The sequence below is a fragment of the Candidatus Neomicrothrix sp. genome (assembly GCF_035329545.1).
Lineage (GTDB): Bacteria > Actinomycetota > Acidimicrobiia > Acidimicrobiales > Microtrichaceae > Microthrix > Microthrix subdominans.
Window position 1 is genome coordinate 1 of record NZ_DAOLGP010000049.1, and the last position, 21,077, is coordinate 21,077.

A 21,077-nucleotide genomic window follows, 5' to 3' on the forward strand; every position below is an offset into this window, starting at 1 on the left:
ACAACCAGCCCACCTACCCGAAATCATCCTCACACTCGTAAGTTAACGGCATTGGGGGTAGCCCCCGGGGTCAGCGGGTAGCCCCGGCCGGATTCACCGGCCTGAACTCAACGCCGGGTCGACAACGCCGGACCTTTGGGATGATTAGTGGTCACCCCCTGGTCCGTCATCGTCCCAAAGCGGCCTGATCCGTATCTTGGGTGGACTTTGCGTCACCCCCCGGCACAAAGTCCACCCAAGTCGGCGTTCGAAAGTTGGGACGATTGCAGCTCGGCCGCCAACCCCCGATCATTGCAAAGCGTGAAATCGACGAGGAGCAGCTCCGCGTCGTGCCGTATGCGTCGAGGGCGAGGTGCGGCCGCCGTGGCAGGCTGATGGCACGACTGGAGGTTGTCATGGCCGGCAAGGGGTTCGAGTTCACCGACGAGTTGCGCAGCTATGTGATGGACCACTCAGCCCTCGCTTCGGAGACCGACGCGCTGGCCGCCGCCAAGGCGTGGATGATCGAGCGCACCCACGAGGCGCTGGCTGACGTTTCGGGCATGCAGATCGCACCCGAGCAGGGGCCGCTGCTCACGATGCTGGCCCAGACGCTCGACGCCAGGCTGATCGTCGAGGTGGGCACGTTCACCGGCCTGTCGGCGCTGTGCCTGGCCGAGGGCCTCGCCGATGGCGGCCGGGTGCTGTGCCACGACCGCAGCGAGGAGTGGACCGCCGTCGCCCGGGAGGGCTGGCGGCTTGCAGGCCTGAACGATCGCATCGAGCTGAGGCTGGGCCCGGCGGCGACGACCCTCGGCGACCTGCCCGACGAGCCGATCGACCTGGCCTTCATCGACGCCGACAAGGGCGGCTACATCGGTTACCACGACATGATCGTGCCCCGCCTCCGCGCCGGGGGGCTGCTCGTGGTTGACAACGTGCTGTGGTCGGGCCGGGTGGTCGATCCCAGCGCCGACGACGGAAACACGCGGGCCATCCGGGCCTACAACGACTATGCCGCCGCCGACGAGCGGGTCGACGTCACGATCGTGAACGTCGGTGACGGCCTGCTCCTGGCCCGCAAGCGAAAGCCCCCGGCACGACCGGCCTTGGTCCGGACGTGGTAACACGGATGTGTGCATCGGCCCGTAGACGACCCTGCCATCACAAGCAGCTAGTCGCCCTGTGGGCCCGGGCGTTCGCCACGGGAAGCGAACAAGGGCGATCATGGGGGGCGTGACCCTCCTCGACCCGATCGAACTCGGACCTCGTACGGCCCCGAACCGGGTCCTGTTCGGTCCCCACGAGACCAACCTTGGTCGCAACCGCACGATCTCGGAGCGTCACGTCGCCTACTACGCACGACGAGCCGAGGGCGGGGCAGGAACGATTGTCGTCGAGGAGGCCTCTGTCCACCCGAGCGACTGGCCCTACGAACGGTCACCGCTGGCGTCGGAGTGCGGTCCTGGGTGGTCGGCCGTCGCGGACGCCTGCCGTCCCCACGGTGCACTGGTGTTGGCTGCGCTCGGGCATTCCGGAGGACAGGGCACCTCGCACTGGAGCCAACGCGAGCTGTGGGCCCCGTCCCGGGTGCCCGAGGTGGACACCCGCGAGGTGCCCAAGCAGATGGAGGCCGCCGACATCGAGGCGGTCGTCGCCGGGTTTGGCTCGGCGGCCGCCGACGCCCGGGCCGCCGGCCTCGACGGTGTCGAGGTCAATGCCGGACAGCACTCGCTGGTGCGCCAGTTCCTCTCCGGCTTGACCAACCAGCGGGGCGACGAGTGGGCCGACCGCACCCGCTTCGCGCGCGACGTGCTGGGCGCCATCCGGGCCACGCAAGGGCCGGAGGGTGTGCTCGGCCTGCGGCTCAGCTGCGACGAGTACGCACCGTGGGCGGGCATCACGCCCGACGATGCCCCAACCCTTGCCGCCGAGTTGGGCGAGCTGATCGATTACCTGGTCGTCGTGTCGGGGTCGATCTACACCGTCGGCGCCACCCGGCCGGACACCCACGTGCCCGCCGGCTTCAACCTGGGGCTGTGCGCCTCGGTGCGCACCGCAATGAGCGCCGCCCACGGCGAACGGGTGGCGGTGATCGCCCAGGGGTCGATTGTCGACGTCGGCATGGCGGGCAGCGCGCTGAGCGACGGCACGGCCGACCTGGTCGAGATGACCCGGGCTCAGATCGCCGACCCCGACCTGGTCGCCAAGGCGTCGGCCGGTGTGAGCGACCAGATCCGCCCATGCGTCAGGTGCAACCAGCTGTGCAAGGTGCGCGACAACCGCAACCCGATCGTCAGCTGCATTGGCGAACCTCGCTCCGGCCACGAGACGACCGACGTCGAACCGCCCCGGCAGCTCGTGAGCGTCTCGACCCGGCCATCGCCTGCCCCCAAGGTGACCGTGATCGGCGCGGGGCCGGCCGGACTGGAGGCCGCACGGGTGGCGGCACTGCGCGGCTGCGAGGTCACCGTCATCGATGCGGCCGACCGCGCCGGCGGAGCGGTCCCCGACTGGTCGGCGGCGACCGGCCGGGAACCGCTGGTCGCACTGGTCAACTGGATGGAGTCGGAGTGCCGTCGGCTGGGGGTGGGCTTCGAGTTGAGCCGACGGGTGGGCGCCGACGAGGTGGCCGCCCTGGCCGGGGAAGGTCGGGTCGTGCTGGCCACCGGGTCGCAGCCGGGCGAGCGCAGCTACGAGGTCACGTCAACCGCCGAAGTGATCCCGGCCGGCGAGCTGATGGCGGGGCGCCTCGAGGGCCTCGAGCCCGGGCCCGTGGCGATCTGGGACCCGATCGGCGGACCGATCGCCGTGTCGATCGCCGAGCTGCTTGTCGGGGAGGGGCGGGCCGTGCACCTGATCACCGGCGACCAGATCATCGGCAACGAACTGTCGCGCACCGGCGATCTGGCCCCGGCCAACGCCCGCCTGGCCCAAGCGGGGGTGACCATGCACCGGCGCCGTATCCTGCGTAAGGTGCGCAAGCGGGACGTCGAGGTGGACAACAAGTTCACGGGTGAACGGGAGCGCATCGTCGCCAACGCCCTGATCGACGCCGGGCACCGGCTGCCCGACGACGCCTTTGCCGCCGTCGATCGCAGTGTCGCCCGGATCGGTGATTGCGTCGCCCCCCGCACGATCGCCCAGGCGGTGCTCGAAGGTCGACGCTGGGCGCAGGCCATGTCCTTGAGGCACCAGTGAACGTCCGCACGGCGAACCCAGGGTCGCCGAACCCGGCAGCTGCGAACCCACCCCTGACGCATCCGGACGCTGTGAACCCGGACGTTGGGAATTCAGACGCGATGACCCGCGTCCCGAGCGAAGCGGTGAACCGATGACCGAACGTTTGCTGTGGTCGCCCCTTCGGCTCGGGCCGGTGACCGTGCGAAACCGGGTGGTGTTCTCGGCGCACCTCACCAACTACGCCGTCGATGGTCGCCCGTCGCCCCAGCACGTCGCCTACTACGCCGATCGTGCGGAGGGCGGGGCCGGGCTGATCATCACCGAGGAGCACTCCACTCACCCGACCGACTGGCCGTACGAGAAGCTGATCCATGGCTTCAACCGCGATGTGATCCCGGGGTACAAGGCGATCACCGAGGCGGTGCACGCCCACCGCACGCCGATCTTTGCCCAAATCAACCACAACGGCGGTCAGGCCTCGTCGATGTACACGCGGTTGCCAGTGTGGGCGCCCTCGGCGGTGGCCGACCCGCTGTTCCGCGAGGTGCCCAAGGCGATCGACCAGGCCGAGATCGAGGAGATCATCGCCGGGTACGCACTGGTGGCGGCCAACTGCGCCGAGGGCGGTTTCGACGGGATCGAGCTGCAGTGCAGCCACAGCTCGATCGTGCGCGGGTTTCTGTCGCCGGCGACCAACCGCCGCACCGACGGCTACGGAGGATCGCTGGCCAACCGTACCCGCCTGCTGCTCGAGCTGGTCGTGGCGGTCCGCGCCGCAATCGGCCCCGACCTGGCACTGGGCGTGCGGCTGTGCGGCGACGAGCTGATCGAGGGCGGCACCACGATCGACGATGCAATCGAGGTGGCCAAGATGGTGGAGGCCACCGGTGCGGTCGACTACCTCAACACCTCGATCGGGGTGGCGACGGCGTCGCTGTTCATGATCGAGGCGTCGATGCACATCCCGCCCGGGTATGCGTCGTTCATCCCGTCGGCGCTGCGCGAGGTGGTCGACCTGCCGGTGGTGGGCGTCGGCCGCTTCAAGGACCCCCTCCAGGCCGAGCGGGCGCTCACCGAGGGCCATTGCGACCTGGTGGGCGTGGTGCGGGGCCAGATCGCCGACGCCGCCTTCGCCGCCAAGTCGCGGGCCGGCAAGGTGGAGTCGGTTCGGCTGTGCCTGTCGTGTAACCAGGAGTGCGTCGGCCGCATGGGCCTCAACCGCTGGCTGGGCTGCATCGAGAATCCGCGCACCGGGCGCGAGTCCGAGGGTGTCGGCGATGCCCAGCCGGTCACGCTGACCAAGCGGGTGCTCGTCGCCGGCGGAGGCCCGGCCGGGCTTCAGGCTGCCATCGCTGCGGCGCGCAACGGTCACCGGGTGACGCTGTGCGAGCGGCACGAGCTGACCGGGGGAGCGGTGCGCCTGGCGGCGTCGGTGCCGAATCGGGCCGAGTTCGGGGACCTGGTGCGCAACCAGTTCGCCGAGGCCACCCGGTTGGGCGTCGAGATCGAGACCGGCGTGGAACTAGACGCCGCAGCGGTCATCGCCCGCCGGCCGGATGCGGTGGTCGTCGCCACGGGGTCCCGCCCGGCCCGCCCGTTCTGGGCGCCCGGCGACGACCACCGCATCGTCGACGTGGTCGACGTGCTCACCGGCGCCGCCAGCCCCGAGGGACGGGTGCTCGTGCTCGATGAGCTGGGCTTCCACCACGCCACGTCGGTGGCCGAGCTGCTGGCCGATCGTGGCTGCCAGGTGGAGGTGGCGACGCCTGGCATGGTCGTCGGTCAGGACCTGGGCATCACGCTCGACCTGGAGACCTGGTGGATGCGGGCCGAATCCAAGGGGATCGTTCAGACCACCGAGCTGGCGCCGATGGGCTGGGACGACGGCACGGTGTCGTTCCAGCACCACCCCACCGGAACGATGGTTGAGCGCAGCGTCGACTGGCTGGTCCTGGCCGTGCCGCCCGCCCCGGCCGAGGAGCTGTACCTCGACCTGCTCGAGGCCGGCGTCAGCGTGCAGCGGGTGGGCGACGCCGTCGCACCCCGCCGGGCCCACGCTGCGGTCGTCGATGGCGAACGCATCGGCGCCGCCCTGTAGCCAGACACGTCGCGAGGCCGCCGCCGCTCAAACCAATCCCGAAGTGGGGAGCCCGGAGCGCGCTCAGACGGTTGTTTGGGCTCCCGAGTTGGCGCTTCCTGCGAAGTGGGGAGCCCGGAGCGCGCTCAGACGGTTGTTTGGGCTCCCGAGTTGCGGGTGCGGGCGCAGTTGCGGGTGGGGGCGCGAGGTGTGGGCACCCGGGTCAGGCGGCGGCTTCCAGATCGGCTCGGTTGACCACCGAGGCCAGCGTCAGCCCCTCGGCGGTGAGCGCCTCGGTGCCGCCCTCGGAGCGGTCGATCACGCACACGACGTCGGTGATGTGAGCACCGACGCCCCGCAGGTCGGCGGAGGACAGCACGACCTGGCCGCCGGAGGTGATCACGTCCTCGACGATCAACACCCGCTTGCCGTCCACGTCGGCGCCTTCGGCGAACTTGGCCGTGCCGTACTTCTTGGCCTCCTTGCGCACGAAGCAGGTGGGCAGGCTGGTGACGCGCGCCAGGGCGGTGACCACCGGGATGCCGCCCATCTCCAGGCCGGCCAACACCTCGATGCCCTCGGGCACCAGCGTGGCCATCGCCTCGGCCACGTCGGCGAGCAGCAACGGGTCGGATTCGAAGCGGTACTTGTCGAAGTACTCGTTCGACACGCGGCCGGAGCGAAGCGTGAACTCGCCGGTGAGGTGCGAGGAGACGTAAATGCGGCGGGCGAGGTCGGCCCGGATGGCGTCGTCGGTGATCGGCATGGTCGAGAACTCTACGGTCCGGGACGCTCGGTTCCGTACTCCCTGTTGTGCACGCGCTTGTCCCCGCACGATCTGGGCCAGACTCTCGCGCATGCCCGAAGGTCACATCATCCACCGGTTGGCTCGACACGTCAGGCGAAGTCTGGGCGACGACCCGGTGGCGGTCTCGTCACCCCAGGGGCGTTTCGCCGATTCGGCGGCGCTGCTCAACGGACAGCGGATGACCCGAACCGAGGCCTGGGGCAAGGATCTGTTCGTGCACTGGGAGGGCGGCGAGATCCTCCACGTGCATCTGGGGCTGATCGGCAAGTTTCGCCTCAGCCCTGCTCCCGGCCCCGACCCCCGGGACACGATCCGGCTTCGTCTCGAAGGAACCGGGCCCGGCGACCCCGGCGAGGGCGGAACAGGCTCGGTAGTCGAAGGAGACGTGTGGGACCTGACCGGGCCGATGACCTGTCGGCTGATCACCCCTGCTGAGCAGCGGGCGGTCACCGACAGGTTGGGGGCCGACCCGTTGCGGCGCAATCCCGACGTCGAAGCGGCACGCACCCGGTTCCTGGCGACCAAACGCCCGGTGGCCGCCGTGTTGTTGGACCAGCGGATCATCGCCGGCATCGGCAACGTGTACCGGGCCGAGCTGCTGTTTCGGGCGGGGATCCACCCGGAGGTTCCGGCAAACGAATTGTCGGAGGCCGACTTCGACTCGCTGTGGGACGACACGGTCAAGTTGATGCGCATCGGTACGCGCCTCGGCAACATCATCACCACCGAACCGGACGAGATCGGTCGCTCACCCGGCAGGATGAAAGCCGACGATCGGCTCTACGTCTACAAGCGCCAGCACTGCCGGCGTTGCGGCAGCGACATCGCCATCGCCGAGGTGGCGGGGCGCAACTGCTACTTCTGTCCCACCTGCCAGCCCCGGTAGCGCACCGGCTCGGACGTAGGGACCGGCCGAACCTCCACATGGGCTGGTGCAGATCCGACCCGGGATGTTGTGTGCACGACCACCATGCGCAGAATCCCCCGAGTCGTTTCTGCAGCACCGAGCAGATTGCGGTTACGAGGCGGCCCTGGGTCCTGCCTTGGCGGCGGCCAGCGCCCGGTCGAAGGCGACGTCGGGTGGATACATGTGCACCGCCCACGTGACGCCGGGGACTTCGAGGACACTCGTGCCGTGCGACTGCGGGTCATCGGGCGCCGGAGCCACCACCGCCACGTCGAAGCCGTCGAGCGAGCCCCTCGCCGAGGCGACCTCCTCGATCGCCCGGCCGAGCTGTTCAGCGTCGGCCTCGATGAGGAACAGGCCCTGAAAGCGGGCGGCTCGACGAACCGGGCGAAGCGCGCTGCCCCGCGCAGCGCACCAGATGGGAATACCCGGACGCTGAATCGGGCGAGGGCGGAAGGCGATGCCGTCGATCAGCCGGTGTTCGCCGCGATGTGTGACGGTCTCCCCAGCCCAGGCTTCGATCAGCAGATCGACCGACTCGTCGAGGATGTCGGCCCGGGTGCGGGCGTCGACCACCTCACCGAAACGGGTCAGCTCGCCGGCGCGGTCGACGCCGAGCCCGATCCCCATCGTCAGGCGCCCACCGCTGAGGTGGTCGAGGGTGACGGTCTGGCGGATCAGCACGGACAGGCGCCGGCGGGACAGCGGCGTCACCATTGGGCCGAGGCGGATCCGCTCGGTGGTGGTGGCAACGGCGGCGAGCATGGTCCAGACGTCGGCGAGCTCGGTGACCTCGGCGGGATCGCGATGGACGTGATCCCACAGGTACAGCGCGTCCCACCCGGCATCGTCGGCGGAGCGGGCGACCTCGATCATGGCCTGCGGATCGGCGAGCTCGGCGAACGGGGCGACCGACAGGGCATGGCGCATGCCTCGGGACCCTATCCGGGCAAGGGCGCCACCCAGTGGCCGCTCCGAACCGGGTCGGGACGGCTCGGTGATGCCGGTTGTGTCGATGGGGAGCACCCCGCCAGCGGTTTTGGGGGTGTACGGACGCGGATTGGCTTCCTAAGGTGCCTGCTACGCGCTTTTATCGATCAAGCGCTCGAAGAAAGGATGCCCACCATGGCCCGACTCGCTTCCAACCTTGGCTTTCCCCGGATGGGTGCCCAGCGCGAGCTGAAGCGAGCCTTGGAGCGGCACTGGCGGGGCGACGCCACTCAGGAGGAGCTGCTTGCGGGAGCTGCCGAGCTTCGGCGTCGGCACTGGGCGCTTCAGCGCGACGCCGGAATCGAGTTGATCCCGTCCAATGACTTTTCGTTGTACGACCACGTGCTCGATACCTCGGTCTGGCTTGGCGCCCTGCCGGAGCGCTACCGCACGGCCGAACGCGGCATCGATCTGGCCGGCTACTTCGCCGCTGCACGTGGTGGCCGGCTCGACGACACCCCGATCGCCGCGCTCGAGATGACCAAGTGGTTCGATACCAACTACCACTACATCGTGCCGGAGCTGGCGGTGGACCAGCATTTCGAGCTGACATCGCTCATCGGTGCCAGCGCCCCCAAACCGTTGGCGGAGTTCGCCGAGGCCGCGGCGGCGGGTGTCCACACCAGGCCGGTGTTGCTCGGCCCGGTGTCGTTCCTGTTGCTGTCCAAGCTGTATGGAGCCGACGATGGGCGGGCCGATGGCCTGACGCTGCTCGGCCGGGTGCTCCCCGTCTACCGGGAGCTGATCGCTGCGCTCGCCGATGCCGGCGCCGAATCGGTGCAACTCGACGAGCCGATGCTGGCGACCGACCTGGATGACGAGGCTCGGGACGCCTACGCCGGTGCCTATGACTCGCTCCGGTCGGCGGCTCCGTCGCTGCACCTCGTCCTCACCAGCTACTTCGGGCCGCTGCGGGACAACCTGACGCTCGCCGCATCGCTGCCCGTTGATCGCCTGCACCTCGATCTGGTCGAGGGACCGGACCAGCTCGACGAGGTACTTGGCGTGATCCCCGATTCGATGGCGCTCTCGCTCGGCCTGGTCGACGGACGCAACGTGTGGCGCTCCGATCTGGTCGAGAAGCTGACGCTGGCCCGGCGGGTCGTCGATGCACTCGGCGCCGATCGGGTGCTGATCGCCCCGTCGTGCTCCCTCCTCCATCTACCGGTGGACCTCGAGACCGAGGGCCCGGCCGGCGACCACCTGGGCATCGACGACGAGGTTCGCCAATGGCTGGCGTTCGCCGTCCAGCGTCTGGACGAGCTTGCGGTGATCTCCACCGCACTCGAGCTTGGCGACGACGCCATCGCCGAGCAGCTCAACGCCTCGTCGTCGGCGGCGGCCGCCCGTCGGGCGTCGGTCAGGGTGCACGACCCTGCGGTTGCGAGGCGCTTGGAGGCCGGCGGCCCCGAGCTGGAACAGCGCTTGTCGCCCTATGCGGCGCGCCGTGAGGCTCATCGGGCCCGCCACGCGCTTCCCGTTCTGCCGACGACCACCATCGGTTCGTTTCCCCAGACTCCCGAGATTCGCAAGGCCCGGGCGGCCAACCGTCGCGGGGAGCTGGGCGATGCCGAGTACCACGAGCTGCTCGAGGGTTGGATCACCGACGTGATCAGGCGCCAGGAAGAGATCGGGCTTGATGTGCTCGTCCATGGCGAGTTCGAGCGCAACGACATGGTGGAGTACTTCGGCGAGCACCTCGATGGGGTGGTCGTGAGCACGAACGGCTGGGTTCAGAGCTACGGGTCGAGGTGCGTCAAGCCACCGATCATTTTCGGCGATATCGCCCGTCCTGCACCGATGACCGTCGAGTGGGCCACCTATGCACAGTCGCTCACCGACCGTCCGGTCAAGGGGATGCTCACCGGCCCGGTGACCATCCTCAAGTGGTCCTTTGTCCGCGACGACCAGCCCCGTTCGGTGACCTGCCGTCAGATCGCCCTGGCGATCCGCGACGAGGTCGGCGACCTGGAGAAGGCGGGCATCGGCGTCATCCAGATCGACGAGCCCGCGCTGCGGGAGGGCCTGCCGCTGAACGAAGCGGACCGCAAGGAGTACCTCGACTGGGCGGTGGCAGCCTTCCGGCTGGCGTCGTCGGGCGTCGCCGACGACGTCTCGATTCATACCCACATGTGTTACGGCGAGTTCTCCGACGTGATCGAGGCGATCGCCGCGTTTGACGCCGATGCCATCTCCATAGAGACCGCCCGGTCCAACATGGAACTCCTGGACGAGTTTGCGTCCTATGAGTATCCGAACGAGATCGGACCCGGGGTGTGGGACATCCACTCACCCCGCATTCCAGACACCGAGGAGATGGTGCAGCTGCTCGAATCCGCCATGCGGGTGCTGCCGGCTGACCGCGTGTGGGTCAACCCCGACTGCGGTCTGAAAACCCGGGGCTGGGTGGAGACGGAGGCCTCGTTGCGACATTTGGTGGAGGCTGCGCGACAGGTCCGCGCATCGCTGTGATCCGCGACCCCCGCCGCGCCGGCGACGGCCGCTCTCACAGCAGTCGTCGCCGGTAGGCTTCCTCCGGACGACCTCCGAGGGAGCAGCGATGGCGATCGAACCGTTGAGCTGGACCACCACCGCCGACGCGGGTGCGGTGCTGACCACCGTCGGCACGGCGTTGCAGTCGCTGGGCTACACCGTCACACCCAACGCCGATGGCTGGTCGGGCACGGCCGAGGTTGGCTCCAAGGTGGGGCGGGCCATCGGCGGCGGGTTCGTCCGCCGGATGATCGTCAACTACCAATTGACCCAGGGGGTGCAGCCCGACACGACGGTTGCGCAAATCGCCCCCGCCATGTCGGGTATCGGCGGCGGTGCGCTGGGCATGTCCAAGGCGAAGAAGGAGATGGCCTCGATCGCCGAGACCGTGCACGGCGCGCTGGCTGCCAACGGTCAGCTTGCCCAGATCGACAGCCAGTTTCTGCCGCCGGCCCCCGGTGCCCCACCCCAGGGCTGACCCGCGCTGAACTCAGGCTGACGTTGCGCCTCAGGCGTCGTTTGGCCCGGCCCCGGTTGGGGGTCGTTCGGCCCGGACCCGGACAGAACCGCAAGACCCCGAAGTCAGCCCCGGCCGTGGAGCAGCTTGATCGCCTTGGCGACCAGCTCGTCGGTCTTCTTCGTGCGGTCGAAGCTGGTGAGCGCCACCGGGGCGGCAAAGCGTTGGCGGGCCACCGCTTTGGTTCGGGTGAACTCGCGGATGCCGTCCTCGCCGTGGATGCGACCGAACCCCGACTCGCCGATGCCGCCAAAGGGCAATGCCGCAATGCCGGCGAAGGAGATCACCGAGTTGATCGAGGTCATGCCGGAGCGGATCCGAGCCGCCAGCTCGGCCCCCCGTGCCTTGGAGAACACGGTGGCGCCCAGCCCGTAGGACGAGTCGTTGGCCCGTTCGATCGCCTCGTCCATCGAGCCCACTTTGGTGATCACCAGGGTGGGGCCGAAGGTCTCATCGGTCATGGCCAGCGCATCGTCGGGCACGTCGACCATGACGGTGGGGCCCACCACCGAGTCGCCGACGGCATCGAGCCCGCCGAGGACGGCGCGGCCGCCCCGATCGAGCGCGTCGGCGACGTGACGGCGGATGACGTCCACCTGGGAGGGCATGGTGATCGGGCCGATCTGATCGTCCTCCCCGCTGCCGGCGGACACGTCGGAGGCTTTGGCGACCACCCGGTCGACGAAGCTGTCGTAGACGTCGCCGTGCACGTAGATGCGTTCGACCCCGGCACAGGTCTGCCCGGCGTTGGACATGCCGCCCCAGGTGGCTGCGTCGGCGGCTGCGTCGATGTCGGCGTCGGCGTCGACCAGCATGGCGTCCTTGCCCCCGCACTCCATGAGTACCGGGGTGAGGTGGGCGGCGGCTGCCGCCATGATCTTGCGCCCCGTGGCGGCCGAGCCGGTGAAGGCGATCTTGTCGACCTGGGCGTCGACCAGCGCGGCGCCGGTGGCGCCGAAGCCGGTGACGGTTTGCAGCACCGGCCGGCCGCACACGGCGGCGAAGCTGTCGGCCAACCATCGGCCCACACCGGGCGTGTACTCCGACGGCTTGAACACGACGGCGTTGCCGGCGGCCAGCGCATAGGCGATCGAGCCCATCGGCGTGAACACCGGGTAGTTCCACGGGCCGATCACGCCGACGACGCCGAGCGGTTGGTACTCGAGGGTGGCGGCCATGTTGGACATGAGCAGGCCGGGAAACACGCTGCGTCGCTTCATCACCTTGGGGGCGTGCTTGGTTGCCCAGGCCAGGTGTTCGACGGCGAGCACCAGCTCCAGCTGGGCGTCGCCTTGTGGCTTGCCTGTCTCGGCATGCACCACGTCGATCAGGTCGTCAGCGTGGTTCACCAGGTGGCTGCGCCACTTCTTGAGCACCCGGCTGCGTCCCTCGGCGCCCTGGTCGCGCCACCACTGCGCTGCCCGGCGGGCACGCTCGACGGCTGCGGCCACCTCGGCGACACCAACGACCGGGTAGGTGCCGACCACCTCACCCGACCCCGGGTCGAACGATTCGAAGGTGTCGCCCGGCGTTGCCCTGCTGCTCGATGTGGTCGCGTCGGTATCGGCAAGGCTCACGGTTTCCCCCTGGGGCTCATCTGCTCAGGTGCGGTGGCCCGGCGATCGGACGGCGCGTGACCCAGTCCAACACGCTGGGCTGGTCGGCGCCATGCACCGGCCGCTCGGCATCGGTGCGTGGCGGCGGTCGTGGGCTGTTCGGCTGTGGGCTGCGGGGTCGTTCACCGGACGACGGGCTGAGCGTCCGAAGCGACAGCGACGCGGCGATGTGCTGCGATGGGGCGATGGCCACCAACGTCCTCGGCACCGAGCTTCAGACCTGTTCCACCGATCCGCTCACCGGCTTTTACCGCAACGGCTGCTGCGACACCGGCGGCGAGGATGCGGGCGTGCACACCGTGTGTGCGCGGGTGACCGTCGAGTTTCTCGCCTTCTCAGCAGAGGTGGGCAACGACCTGTCCACCCCCCACCCCGAGTTCGGTTTTGCCGGGCTTTCCCCTGGCGACCAGTGGTGCTTGTGCGCCAGCCGCTGGGCCGAGGCACTCGAGGCCGACGCAGCGCCGCAGGTGGTACTCGAGGCCACCCATGCCCGCACGCTGGAGTGGGTGGACCTTGCCGATCTCAAACGCCACGCCGTCGCCGAGTAGCGGCGGGTACGGCTGCGGATTGACCGGCAGAATCGGCCGAGACGTAGCGTCCCGAAGTGGTTGACGTGAAAACGAAGCGCCCTCGCTCCCGATCGATGCGGGTGTTCGCCGGGGTCGTTGTTGTTGCCGCCGTCGGGGTGAGCGCGCTGGCGGTCGCCCGGATCGGGCCCTTCGCCGACCCGGTCACCCTCGTCGTCGGGGACTCGGTGACCAACCTGTCACGAATCGAGATCGAGGAGACCACCGGCGCCAAGGTCGTCGCCCAGAACCGCCAAACCTGGGCGCTCATGGCGCCGAAGGTTCGCGGCGCCATGACCATGATGGGCACAACCCCCGACCGGGTTGGCGTGCTGCTGGGCTACAACGACGTGCTGCTCGACGCGCAGGACCTGGGGGCGACCGAGGCGGTGCTCGACGAGTTCAGCGACGTCGAGTGCGTGGTGGTGCTGACGCTGCCCAAGCTGTTCAATCGTGACGTCGCGGCCTACAACGCACAGGTGCAGGCGATCGTCGACGGGCTGCCCAACACGATGACCGACGACGGCTGGGCCAACGTGATCAACGACAACCTCGCCGTCGGCGCCGACCTGGTGGAGGCGGACCTGGTGCACCCGAAGAAGGGTCGGGCCAAACAGATGTTGGCCGACAGCTACCAGGATGCCTTCGACCGCCACTGTTGAGCGGCGGTGGCTCAGCGACGGCGGGGCTTGGCGATGCCCGGGTGCTCGGGCCAATCGTGTTTGGGGTAGCGGCCCCGCAGCTCTCGGCGCACCTCGGCCCAGGTCCCGTCCCAAAATCCCGCCAGGTCGGACGTGACCTGCACCGGCCGCCCGGCCGGGTTGAGCAGCTCCAGGCGGAGCGGGAGGGCACCGTCGAGCACGGACGGGGTGACGGTGGAGCCGAACATTTCGCCCAGGCGCACCGCCAGCGCCGGGGGATCGGCCTGGTAGTTCACCGTCAGCTCCCGTCCGGACGGCACCGTGACCGTCTTCGGGGCCAGGCGGGCCAGCTCCATCTGGCTGTCCCAACCCAAGGTGAGCGCCAGCGCACCGGCCACATCGACCGCCTCAAGGTGGCTGCGGCCGGTCGCCTGGCCGAGCATCGGGGCCAGCCATTCTTCGAGTGAGGCGGTCAGCGCCGCTTCCGACCAGTCGGGCCAGGCGTCGCCCAGGCGGTCGCGCAGAAACGCGACCCGGGCTCGCAGCCCGTCGGCCTGGTTCCAGCGGCCGAGGACGGCGCTGGGACCCACCTCGCGAACGCGGTCGATCAGCGCTGTGACAGTGTCAGGCCCGGGGGCGGGGCGACTCTCGGTGAAGTCGAGTTCCAACGTGTCGATCGCCCGCTCGACGCGCTCGGTGAGGTCGTTGCGTGTGCGATCCCAGCGCAGGTAGGTGCGGCGGGTCACCTGGTCGGCAAGTGCGTCGGCGATCTCGTCGACGTCGATCGGCGTCGCCACCCGGATGCGGGCATCGCGGCGCTGGCCGTCGGTGTCGGCCACGACGATGAAGGCGGCGGCGTTCAGCGAGTCGCTGCCATCGGTCGAGACCCCCGATCCGGAGCGGAGACGCCAGCGACCACCGCCGGTGCTGCGGGCCCGGCCCAGCCGGTCCGGGTAACCGACCAGTAACAGCGACCCCAGGCGGTCGAGGGAGTCGATGGGAACGTCGGTGGCGTTCATCGCCCCGCCGATGCCGGCACGGCGCATCAGCTCGTCGGCTCGGCGCCGCACCGTCGTCAGGGCCCGGCCGTCCGCCTGCGGGTGGTGCCGGCGCCGGTCGATGATCAGGCCCACCCGCTCGGCCAGCGAAGTGGAGCGCTCGTCGGGCCGTCCACCGAACACGTCGCGCTCCTCCAAAAGGGCGGCGACCACGCAGGCCAGCGGACCATCGGCCCCGTCGGCGGCGGCGACCACCATCCGGGCCAGCCGGGGGTGCAGCGGCAGGCGCACCATCGCCTTGCCGGTCGAGGTGATGCGGCCGTCGGCGTCGATGGCGCCGAGCAGGCCCAGCAGCGTGCGGGCCTCCTCCCAGGTGCGCCGGGGCGGTTGGTCGAGCAGCGAGAGGGTGGCCGGGTCGGCCGCCCCCCAGGCGGCCAGTTCCAGCGCCAGGCCGGCCAGCTCCACCTGGGTGATCTCCGGTTGGATGTGACGGGGACGGGTGCTGTGTTCGGACTTGGACCACAGCCGGTAGGCGATGCCGGGCTGCACCCGGCCGGCCCGGCCGGCCCGCTGCTCGGCCGATGCCTGCGACGATGACACCGTGCTCAGGCGGGTCATGCCCACCCCCGCATCGAAGCGGGGAACCCGGGCCAGGCCGGAGTCGACGACGGCGGTGACCCCCTCGACGGTGAGCGAGGTCTCGGCCAGGTCGGTCGACAGCACCACCTTGCGTCGGCCGGCCGGGGCGGGCGCCACCGCCGAATCCTGGGCGTCGGCGGGCAGCGAGCCGTGGAGCAGGTGGACGTCGACCGCCGCCAGGCCGAGCGCGCCGCTGCGGTCGAGCGCCTGGGCGGTCCGCTTGATCTCGCCCATCCCGGGCAGAAACACCAAGACGTCGCCCGAAGATTCCGACAGTGCGGTCTCGATCGCCGAGGTTGTGACCGCCTCCAGGCGGTCCCGGCGCTGTCTCGGCCGCCAGCGGACGGCGACCGGGTGGGTGCGCCCCGGAGCGGAGATCACCGGGGCCGGAACGGGGGAGCCGGCCGCAGCGGCCGGGCCGCTGGCGCCGAGGAGGTTGGCGACATCGCCGACGTTGAGGGTGGCCGACATCACCATCACCCGCAGGTCGGGGCGCAACAAGGCCCGTGCCTCCAGGGTGAGCGCCAGACCCAGGTCGGCGGCCAGCGACCGCTCGTGGAACTCGTCGAAGATCACCAGCGAGGTGCCCTCCAGGCCGGGGTCACCCTGAACCCGTCGGGTGAGGATGCCCTCGGTCACCACCTCGATACGGGTGGAGCGGCTCACCTTGGCGTCGTCTCGGGTGCGGTAGCCGACGACGTTGCCAACCCGGTCGCCCAGCAGATGGGCCATGCGGGCGGCGGCGGCTCGCGCAGCCAGCCGTCGGGGTTCCAACATGACGATGCGGCCGGTGCCCAGCCAGGGCTCGTCAAGCAGGCGCAGCGGCACCACCGTGGTCTTGCCGGCCCCGGGCTCGGCTTCCAGCACCGCCGTCCCGGGCCCGGCCAGGGCCTCGCGCACCTGGCTGATCACTCCCTCGATCGGCAGCCCGGTCGGCTGGGCCCGAGGAGCGGGAGAGGGCGTGGGCATCGGCCCAGTGTGCCGGGTGAGACCGAAAGGGGCGAAGTTCGGCCGTCGCCAACGTCAACCAACCCGAACTCGGGAGCCCGGAGGACCGTCTGAGCGCGCTTCGGGCTCCCGAGTTGGCTGCTGGGTCTGAACTGGGGAGCCCGGAGGACCGTCTGAGCGCGCTTTGGGCTCCCGAGTTGGCTGCTGGGTCTGAACTCGGGAGCCGGGAGTGCCGTCTGAGCGCGCTTTGGGCTCCCGAGTTGGCGGCCCGGCCCGAACTACGCCGAAGCGAAGCGGGCCTGGCGCGGGGCGCCCTGCTGGTACCTTCCCGTTTGTGGATGATGACGTCATTCGTGCATGGACCGCCGAGGAGCGGCGACGAATCGCCCGTGACCTGCGCATCATCTCGGATGCGGCGTGGGACCTGCCCAGCCTGTGCGGCGCGTGGCGGTGCCGTGACGTGCTGGCCCACCTGGTGTGGCTGGCCGAATCGAGCCGCCCCAGGGTGGTGTTCGACGTCGCCAAGACGTTCCGTCCACCGCGACGGGCGATTGGCCGCATAGCCCGCAAGCTCGGTGACTCCGACCCCTCGTCGCTGCTCGAGCGCCTCGACGCCGCCGCCGAAGGTCGGTTCGTTCTGCCCGGTGCCGGCCCCCAGGTCGCCTTGGCCGAGGTGCTCACCCATCGTGCCGACATCACCCGGGTGACCGACGGCCCGTTGCGCAGCAGTGATGAGCGCACTGCTCTGGCGATCGAGGCCTACCGGGACCTGTGGTGGTATTTCGGGGTGCCGAGCCGCGTGCGGGGGGCCCATCTGGTGGCCGACGACGCCGGCTTTGAGGTGGGCCCGAGCGACGGGCCCGAGGTACGCGGTCCCGGCACCTCGTTGCTGCTGGCGCTGGCCGGTCGGCCCAACGTGCGATCCGAGCTCCGTGGAGCGGTCGAGGTGTTCGGATAGGGCGGGGCGGTGGCTCTGCCTCGCTCGGAGCGCCGGGTCCACTTCGGACCGTGATCTGGCTCCGGACCGGGGTCGTGCTCTGTCCCCGTGCTCCGTGCAGCCAATTGTCTCGCCACCCTCGGTAGTGTCTCAGGCGATGGCAGGTCTCCCGGGTAGCCCCGAATTCCAAGGCGCGCCCGATGCGTCGACGCGTGGCGTGAGCCGCCGCCGTGCGCTCGGAGCGTTCGCTGCGGCACCGTTGGCCGTGGCGGCTGGCCGTGCGCAGCGGGCCGGCGGCACCGTCGGGACACGGCGTCAGACCGACGACGGTGGTGACGGCGGCGACGAGCCGGTGGGAAACACGACGACCACGGTGGCCAACCCCGACGCCGACGCCAAGGCGACGCCGGGACGGCCGGCGATCCGACCACGAGCCGACTGGGGCTCGGAGTCGCCGCCCAACGGAACCCTGCGCATCATCGACGACGACCTCCTGATCGTCCACCACACCGACGCACCGGAGGGTGCCTATCAGCCCTCCGAGGTGCCGACGCTGATCCAGGCCATCTTCAACTTCCAGACCTCCGGCGATCTGGCCTGGCCCGATATCGGGTTCAACTTCATCGTCGACGAGTTCGGCACGATCTGGGAGGGGCGTCAGGGCAGCATCGACGCCCCGATCGCCTGTGAGACCGAGGGTGGCGACCCGGGCCATACCCAGCACGTCGCCTTTCTGGGGCAGTTCTCGGCGGCGCCGCCGACGCCGTTGGCGACGGAGGCGATGGTGTCCCTGCTCGCCTGGCTGGCCAACCGCGACGGCGTGGCCACCCAACCCGGTGACCTCACCAACTTCATCTCCGAAGGCAGCGACAAATTTCCGGCCGGCGAGAAGGTGACGGTCCGCACGATCGCCGGCCACCGCGAGATCGCCGACGTCGGCTGTCCCGGCGATCCGGTGATGAACGATGTCGTGGCCGACCTTCAGGGCCTGGTCAACGGCGAGCGTGCCCGGCTCGACCCGGCGGCGGCTGCGGGTGGCGCCACCGCGACCACCGTCGTCGGCGGAACGGGGTTGCCGCCGGCGATCGACGACCAGAGCCCTACCTCGGGGTTCGAGACCCCGCCGGTCACCCGTCGCAAGGTGGGCTTCGAAGCGACGCCGTTGCCCGAGCAGACCACCCGGGACGACCTCGACGGCAACCCATGGGCACCGGCGGCGATCACCGGCGGCGTTGCGGCCGCCGCCCTCGGCGCCGGCGCCGCCTACCTGCTGGCTCGACGCCGGGCGAACCGTCCGGCCCGCCTCCCTCAGCGCTCGTTGGCCAAGGCGGCGCTGGCCAGTGCCGCCCGCCAGAGCGCCGAGGAACGCACGGTCGACTCGTCGTGGGCACTCGTCGTGCGTCCCGACGGCGTCGACGGGGGCTCGGCCGGCTGGATCCCAGCCGGCAATGCGGCGGTCGGGTGGGCGATCGCGGCAGGGTGGAGCGACGACAGCCACGATCTGGCCGGGCGAGAGCTGCGCAGCCTCGTCCGGGTTCTGGAGGAGGATCCGGCCGCCTCCGAAGGGCGGGCGTTTGGGGATGCGGTGACAGCGACGCTGTCGGCGCTCGTCGCCGGTACGCCGGGCGGGGTGGACGGCCGGCCCGGATCCGGCCCGGGCGCAGTCATGTTCCTGCACGGGCGGACGTCGACGTCCGTCGTCGTCCTGGGGAGCGGGGGCTTTGTGCTGCCGGGCGAGGAGCAACGGCCCGAGTGGGCGCGGGTTCCGGTCAGGCTGGCGTTGCCCGCAGGTGCGGTGGGCGGCGGTGCGGCCGAGGTAACCACCCTCGCCCGCCGCTGGGATCATGCCGGACGCATGCCGGTGGCGGTGGCATGGTTGGGCCCCACCGGCGAAGATGAGGTGATCGATACCCTGACCACCGCCTACGATGCGGCGCCGCGCAGCTCACCCGACCAGGGAGCGGCTGCCGACGACACCGCCAAAGTGCGGGAGGCGATGCTGCAGGCCGGCTTGGCCGACCTGGGCCTGGTGGTGCTGTGAGCCCGGCGGTTTTGCCGGGGTCATCGGCGTCCGATCGGCCCGGCGGCGAGGCCCCGGCCGCGATCGTCGGCGGGTCGGTCGCCGTCCTCGTCGTCCGCGATGGCCAGCTCCCCACCGGCGCCGAGGAGTGCGTCGCCGAGGCGGGCGGGCGGGCGTTTCTCGTCGGGGACGGTCTCGACCAGGCCCTGGAGGAACTCGACGGGTGCCTGAAGGAGGTGTGGACGTTGGAGTGGTCGGGGCCGTGGTCGCCCCCCGCCGTGGCCGCGGTGCTGATCCCGTCGCTGCGGCCCGCAGACGTGGTGCTCACGCCGGCGACGCCCGACGGCCGAGATCTGGCACCTCACCTGGCGCTGGGGCTGGAGCGGCCGCTGCTCGCCGGCGTGTCGTCGGCCCGTTCGGGTCGCACCACCCAGGACACCCACGGCGGGCGGTCGCTGACCGTCACGACAACGTCGGGGCCAATCGTTGCCACGATGATGCCGGGGGTGCGCAGCGTCCCCACGTCGAAGCCGGTCGCACCGCTTCGACATCCGGTCGACACCGAGGGCCGCCACACGGTGAGCCCGTCGACGGCGGATGGACCCGGCGGCACCCGCCGGAGCCCCGAGCTGGTGGCGATCCATCCGCCCGACGCCTCGACGATGGACCTCTCCGAGGCGACGAGCATCCTCGGCGGCGGCGCCGGGCTGGGCGGCGCGGACGACTACGAGCTGCTCGCACGGGTGGCCGAGGCCCTCGGCGCGTCGGTGGGGGCCACCCGGGTGGTCACCGACCAGGGCACGCTGGGACACGAGCGCCAGATCGGCACCACCGGCGTGGTTGTCAACCCGGATCGGTACGTGGCGTTTGGCATCTCGGGAGCCGTTCAGCACACCGCCGGGTTGGGCAGCCCGGATCTGGTCGTGTCGGTCAACACCGACTCGCACGCACCGATGATGGCGATTGCCGACCTGGCGTTGACCGCCGATGCTCCGGCGGTCCTGCGGGCGTTGGCCCGGGCGCTCGGCCTCGAGGTGGCCGACGCTTCGGCTTAGTTCCTAGGCAGGTCGCGGAAGGCACTCGTCGTGTCGATGCCCGGCTCCTTGGGCAGGCCGAGCACGCGTTCGGCCACGATGTTGCGCAGCGTTTCGTCGCTGCCGCCGGCGATCCTCATGCCGGGGGTGCCGGCCACGAACTTCGACCAGGCATAGGTGCCCCACTCGCCGGTGTCGGCGATGAGTCGGGGGCCCAGCACCGACGCAGCGAACTCGGCGGTGGCGGTGAGGTTGGCGGTCAGCGCCAGCTTGCCGATCGACATCTCCGGCCCGGGCAGTCCGCCGGCGCGCAGCTTGGCCAGCGCCCGCTGCGAGGTCATCTTGGCCACTTGGAAGCCGGTATAGAGGCGGGCGAGCTCGTTGCGCAGCACCGGGTCGTCCTCCACGCCGAAGTGGCGCATCATCTCGATCATCCGGGTGGCCGACGCCATGCCCATGCCGCCTCCACCGCCGCCCCCGCCGATCGACGCCCGCTCGTTCATCAGCGTGGTCAGCGCCACCGTCCAGCCCTGGTTGACGTCGCCCAGCCGATGGTCGTCGGGGACCCGCACGTCCTCGAAGAACACCTCGTTGAAGGCGGTACCGCCGGTCATCTGACGCAGCGGGCGCACCTCAACGCCAGGCGCGTGCATGTCGACGACGAACCCGGTGAGGCCGCGGTGCTTGGGCAGGTCGGGGTCGGTGCGACAGATCACCTCGCCGA

The 21,077-nt window shown here is 70.4% G+C and carries 16 protein-coding genes; 11 read left to right on the plus strand and 5 right to left on the minus strand.

Annotated elements, in window-relative coordinates; all coding sequences use genetic code 11:
• The first annotated feature begins 374 nt into the window (after positions 1–374).
• From PKD89_RS18065 to PKD89_RS18075, 3 genes are all read left to right on the plus strand, one after another.
• Positions 375–1,106 carry an O-methyltransferase gene (locus tag PKD89_RS18065; RefSeq protein WP_289011520.1) on the plus strand — a complete coding sequence of 244 codons (732 nt, stop codon included), beginning with the start codon at positions 375–377 and terminating at the stop codon, positions 1,104–1,106.
• Positions 1,107–1,206: 100 nt separating this feature from the next.
• Positions 1,207–3,180, plus strand: a complete 1,974-nt coding sequence (locus PKD89_RS18070) for a mycofactocin system FadH/OYE family oxidoreductase 1 (RefSeq protein ID WP_349257382.1) — start codon at positions 1,207–1,209, stop codon at positions 3,178–3,180.
• 133 nt (positions 3,181–3,313) lie between these two features.
• Complete coding sequence (locus tag PKD89_RS18075; protein WP_289011518.1) at positions 3,314–5,260, plus strand: mycofactocin system FadH/OYE family oxidoreductase 2; 1,947 nt, start codon at positions 3,314–3,316, stop codon at positions 5,258–5,260.
• A gap of 202 nt (positions 5,261–5,462) precedes the next feature.
• On the opposite strand, the gene pyrE is transcribed toward PKD89_RS18075, so the two are convergent.
• Positions 5,463–6,005, minus strand: coding sequence for an orotate phosphoribosyltransferase (pyrE, locus tag PKD89_RS18080; RefSeq protein ID WP_289011517.1), 543 nt, complete (start codon positions 6,003–6,005; stop codon positions 5,463–5,465).
• A 91-nt stretch (positions 6,006–6,096) separates the two neighbouring features.
• Here pyrE and PKD89_RS18085 point away from each other — a divergent pair, with 91 nt between their 5' ends.
• A complete protein-coding gene (locus PKD89_RS18085) occupies positions 6,097–6,933 on the plus strand; it encodes an Fpg/Nei family DNA glycosylase (protein WP_289011516.1) in 837 nt (278 codons plus the stop codon).
• A 132-nt stretch (positions 6,934–7,065) separates the two neighbouring features.
• Here the strand turns inward: PKD89_RS18085 and PKD89_RS18090 are convergent, their stop codons facing one another.
• Positions 7,066–7,884, minus strand: coding sequence for an LLM class flavin-dependent oxidoreductase (locus PKD89_RS18090; RefSeq protein ID WP_289011515.1), 819 nt, complete (start codon positions 7,882–7,884; stop codon positions 7,066–7,068).
• Positions 7,885–8,079: 195 nt separating this feature from the next.
• On the opposite strand from PKD89_RS18090, the gene metE reads away from it, so the two are divergent.
• Together metE and PKD89_RS18100 are read left to right on the plus strand one after the other, a co-directional pair.
• Complete coding sequence (metE, locus tag PKD89_RS18095) at positions 8,080–10,416, plus strand: 5-methyltetrahydropteroyltriglutamate--homocysteine S-methyltransferase (RefSeq protein ID WP_289011514.1); 2,337 nt, start codon at positions 8,080–8,082, stop codon at positions 10,414–10,416.
• Between the two features lie 88 nt (positions 10,417–10,504).
• A complete protein-coding gene (locus tag PKD89_RS18100) occupies positions 10,505–10,915 on the plus strand; it encodes a hypothetical protein (protein ID WP_287378604.1) in 411 nt (136 codons plus the stop codon).
• 104 nt (positions 10,916–11,019) lie between these two features.
• Here the strand turns inward: PKD89_RS18100 and PKD89_RS18105 are convergent, their stop codons facing one another.
• A complete protein-coding gene (locus PKD89_RS18105; protein ID WP_289011512.1) occupies positions 11,020–12,531 on the minus strand; it encodes an aldehyde dehydrogenase family protein in 1,512 nt (503 codons plus the stop codon).
• 224 nt (positions 12,532–12,755) lie between these two features.
• Here PKD89_RS18105 and PKD89_RS18110 point away from each other — a divergent pair, with 224 nt between their 5' ends.
• Positions 12,756–13,118, plus strand: coding sequence for a DUF2237 domain-containing protein (locus PKD89_RS18110; RefSeq protein ID WP_349257383.1), 363 nt, complete (start codon positions 12,756–12,758; stop codon positions 13,116–13,118).
• Positions 13,119–13,174: 56 nt separating this feature from the next.
• The gene (locus PKD89_RS18115; protein WP_289011510.1) at positions 13,175–13,798 is read left to right on the plus strand and encodes a hypothetical protein; all 624 of its coding nucleotides are present in this window, start codon (positions 13,175–13,177) and stop codon (positions 13,796–13,798) included.
• Between the two features lie 11 nt (positions 13,799–13,809).
• Here PKD89_RS18115 and hrpB read toward each other — a convergent pair whose 3' ends face one another.
• Positions 13,810–16,383 carry an ATP-dependent helicase HrpB gene (gene hrpB, locus PKD89_RS18120; protein ID WP_289011509.1) on the minus strand — a complete coding sequence of 858 codons (2,574 nt, stop codon included), beginning with the start codon at positions 16,381–16,383 and terminating at the stop codon, positions 13,810–13,812.
• Positions 16,384–16,696: 313 nt separating this feature from the next.
• Between hrpB and PKD89_RS18125 the strand changes: the two genes are divergently transcribed.
• The 3 genes from PKD89_RS18125 (at position 16,697) to PKD89_RS18135 (ending at position 20,374) form a co-directional block, all read left to right on the plus strand.
• Positions 16,697–17,320: a maleylpyruvate isomerase family mycothiol-dependent enzyme gene (locus PKD89_RS18125; protein WP_289011508.1), complete on the plus strand. Its 624-nt coding sequence runs from the start codon at positions 16,697–16,699 to the stop codon at positions 17,318–17,320.
• 136 nt (positions 17,321–17,456) lie between these two features.
• Positions 17,457–19,340, plus strand: a complete 1,884-nt coding sequence (locus PKD89_RS18130) for an N-acetylmuramoyl-L-alanine amidase (RefSeq protein ID WP_289011507.1) — start codon at positions 17,457–17,459, stop codon at positions 19,338–19,340.
• A complete protein-coding gene (locus PKD89_RS18135; protein ID WP_289011506.1) occupies positions 19,337–20,374 on the plus strand; it encodes a mycofactocin-associated electron transfer flavoprotein alpha subunit in 1,038 nt (345 codons plus the stop codon). The genes PKD89_RS18130 and PKD89_RS18135 overlap by 4 nt, the downstream gene beginning before the upstream one ends.
• Here PKD89_RS18135 and PKD89_RS18140 read toward each other — a convergent pair.
• Positions 20,371–21,077: acyl-CoA dehydrogenase family protein (locus tag PKD89_RS18140; RefSeq protein WP_289011505.1), on the minus strand; the 707-nt coding region annotated here is incomplete at its 5' end. The genes PKD89_RS18135 and PKD89_RS18140 overlap by 4 nt on opposite strands.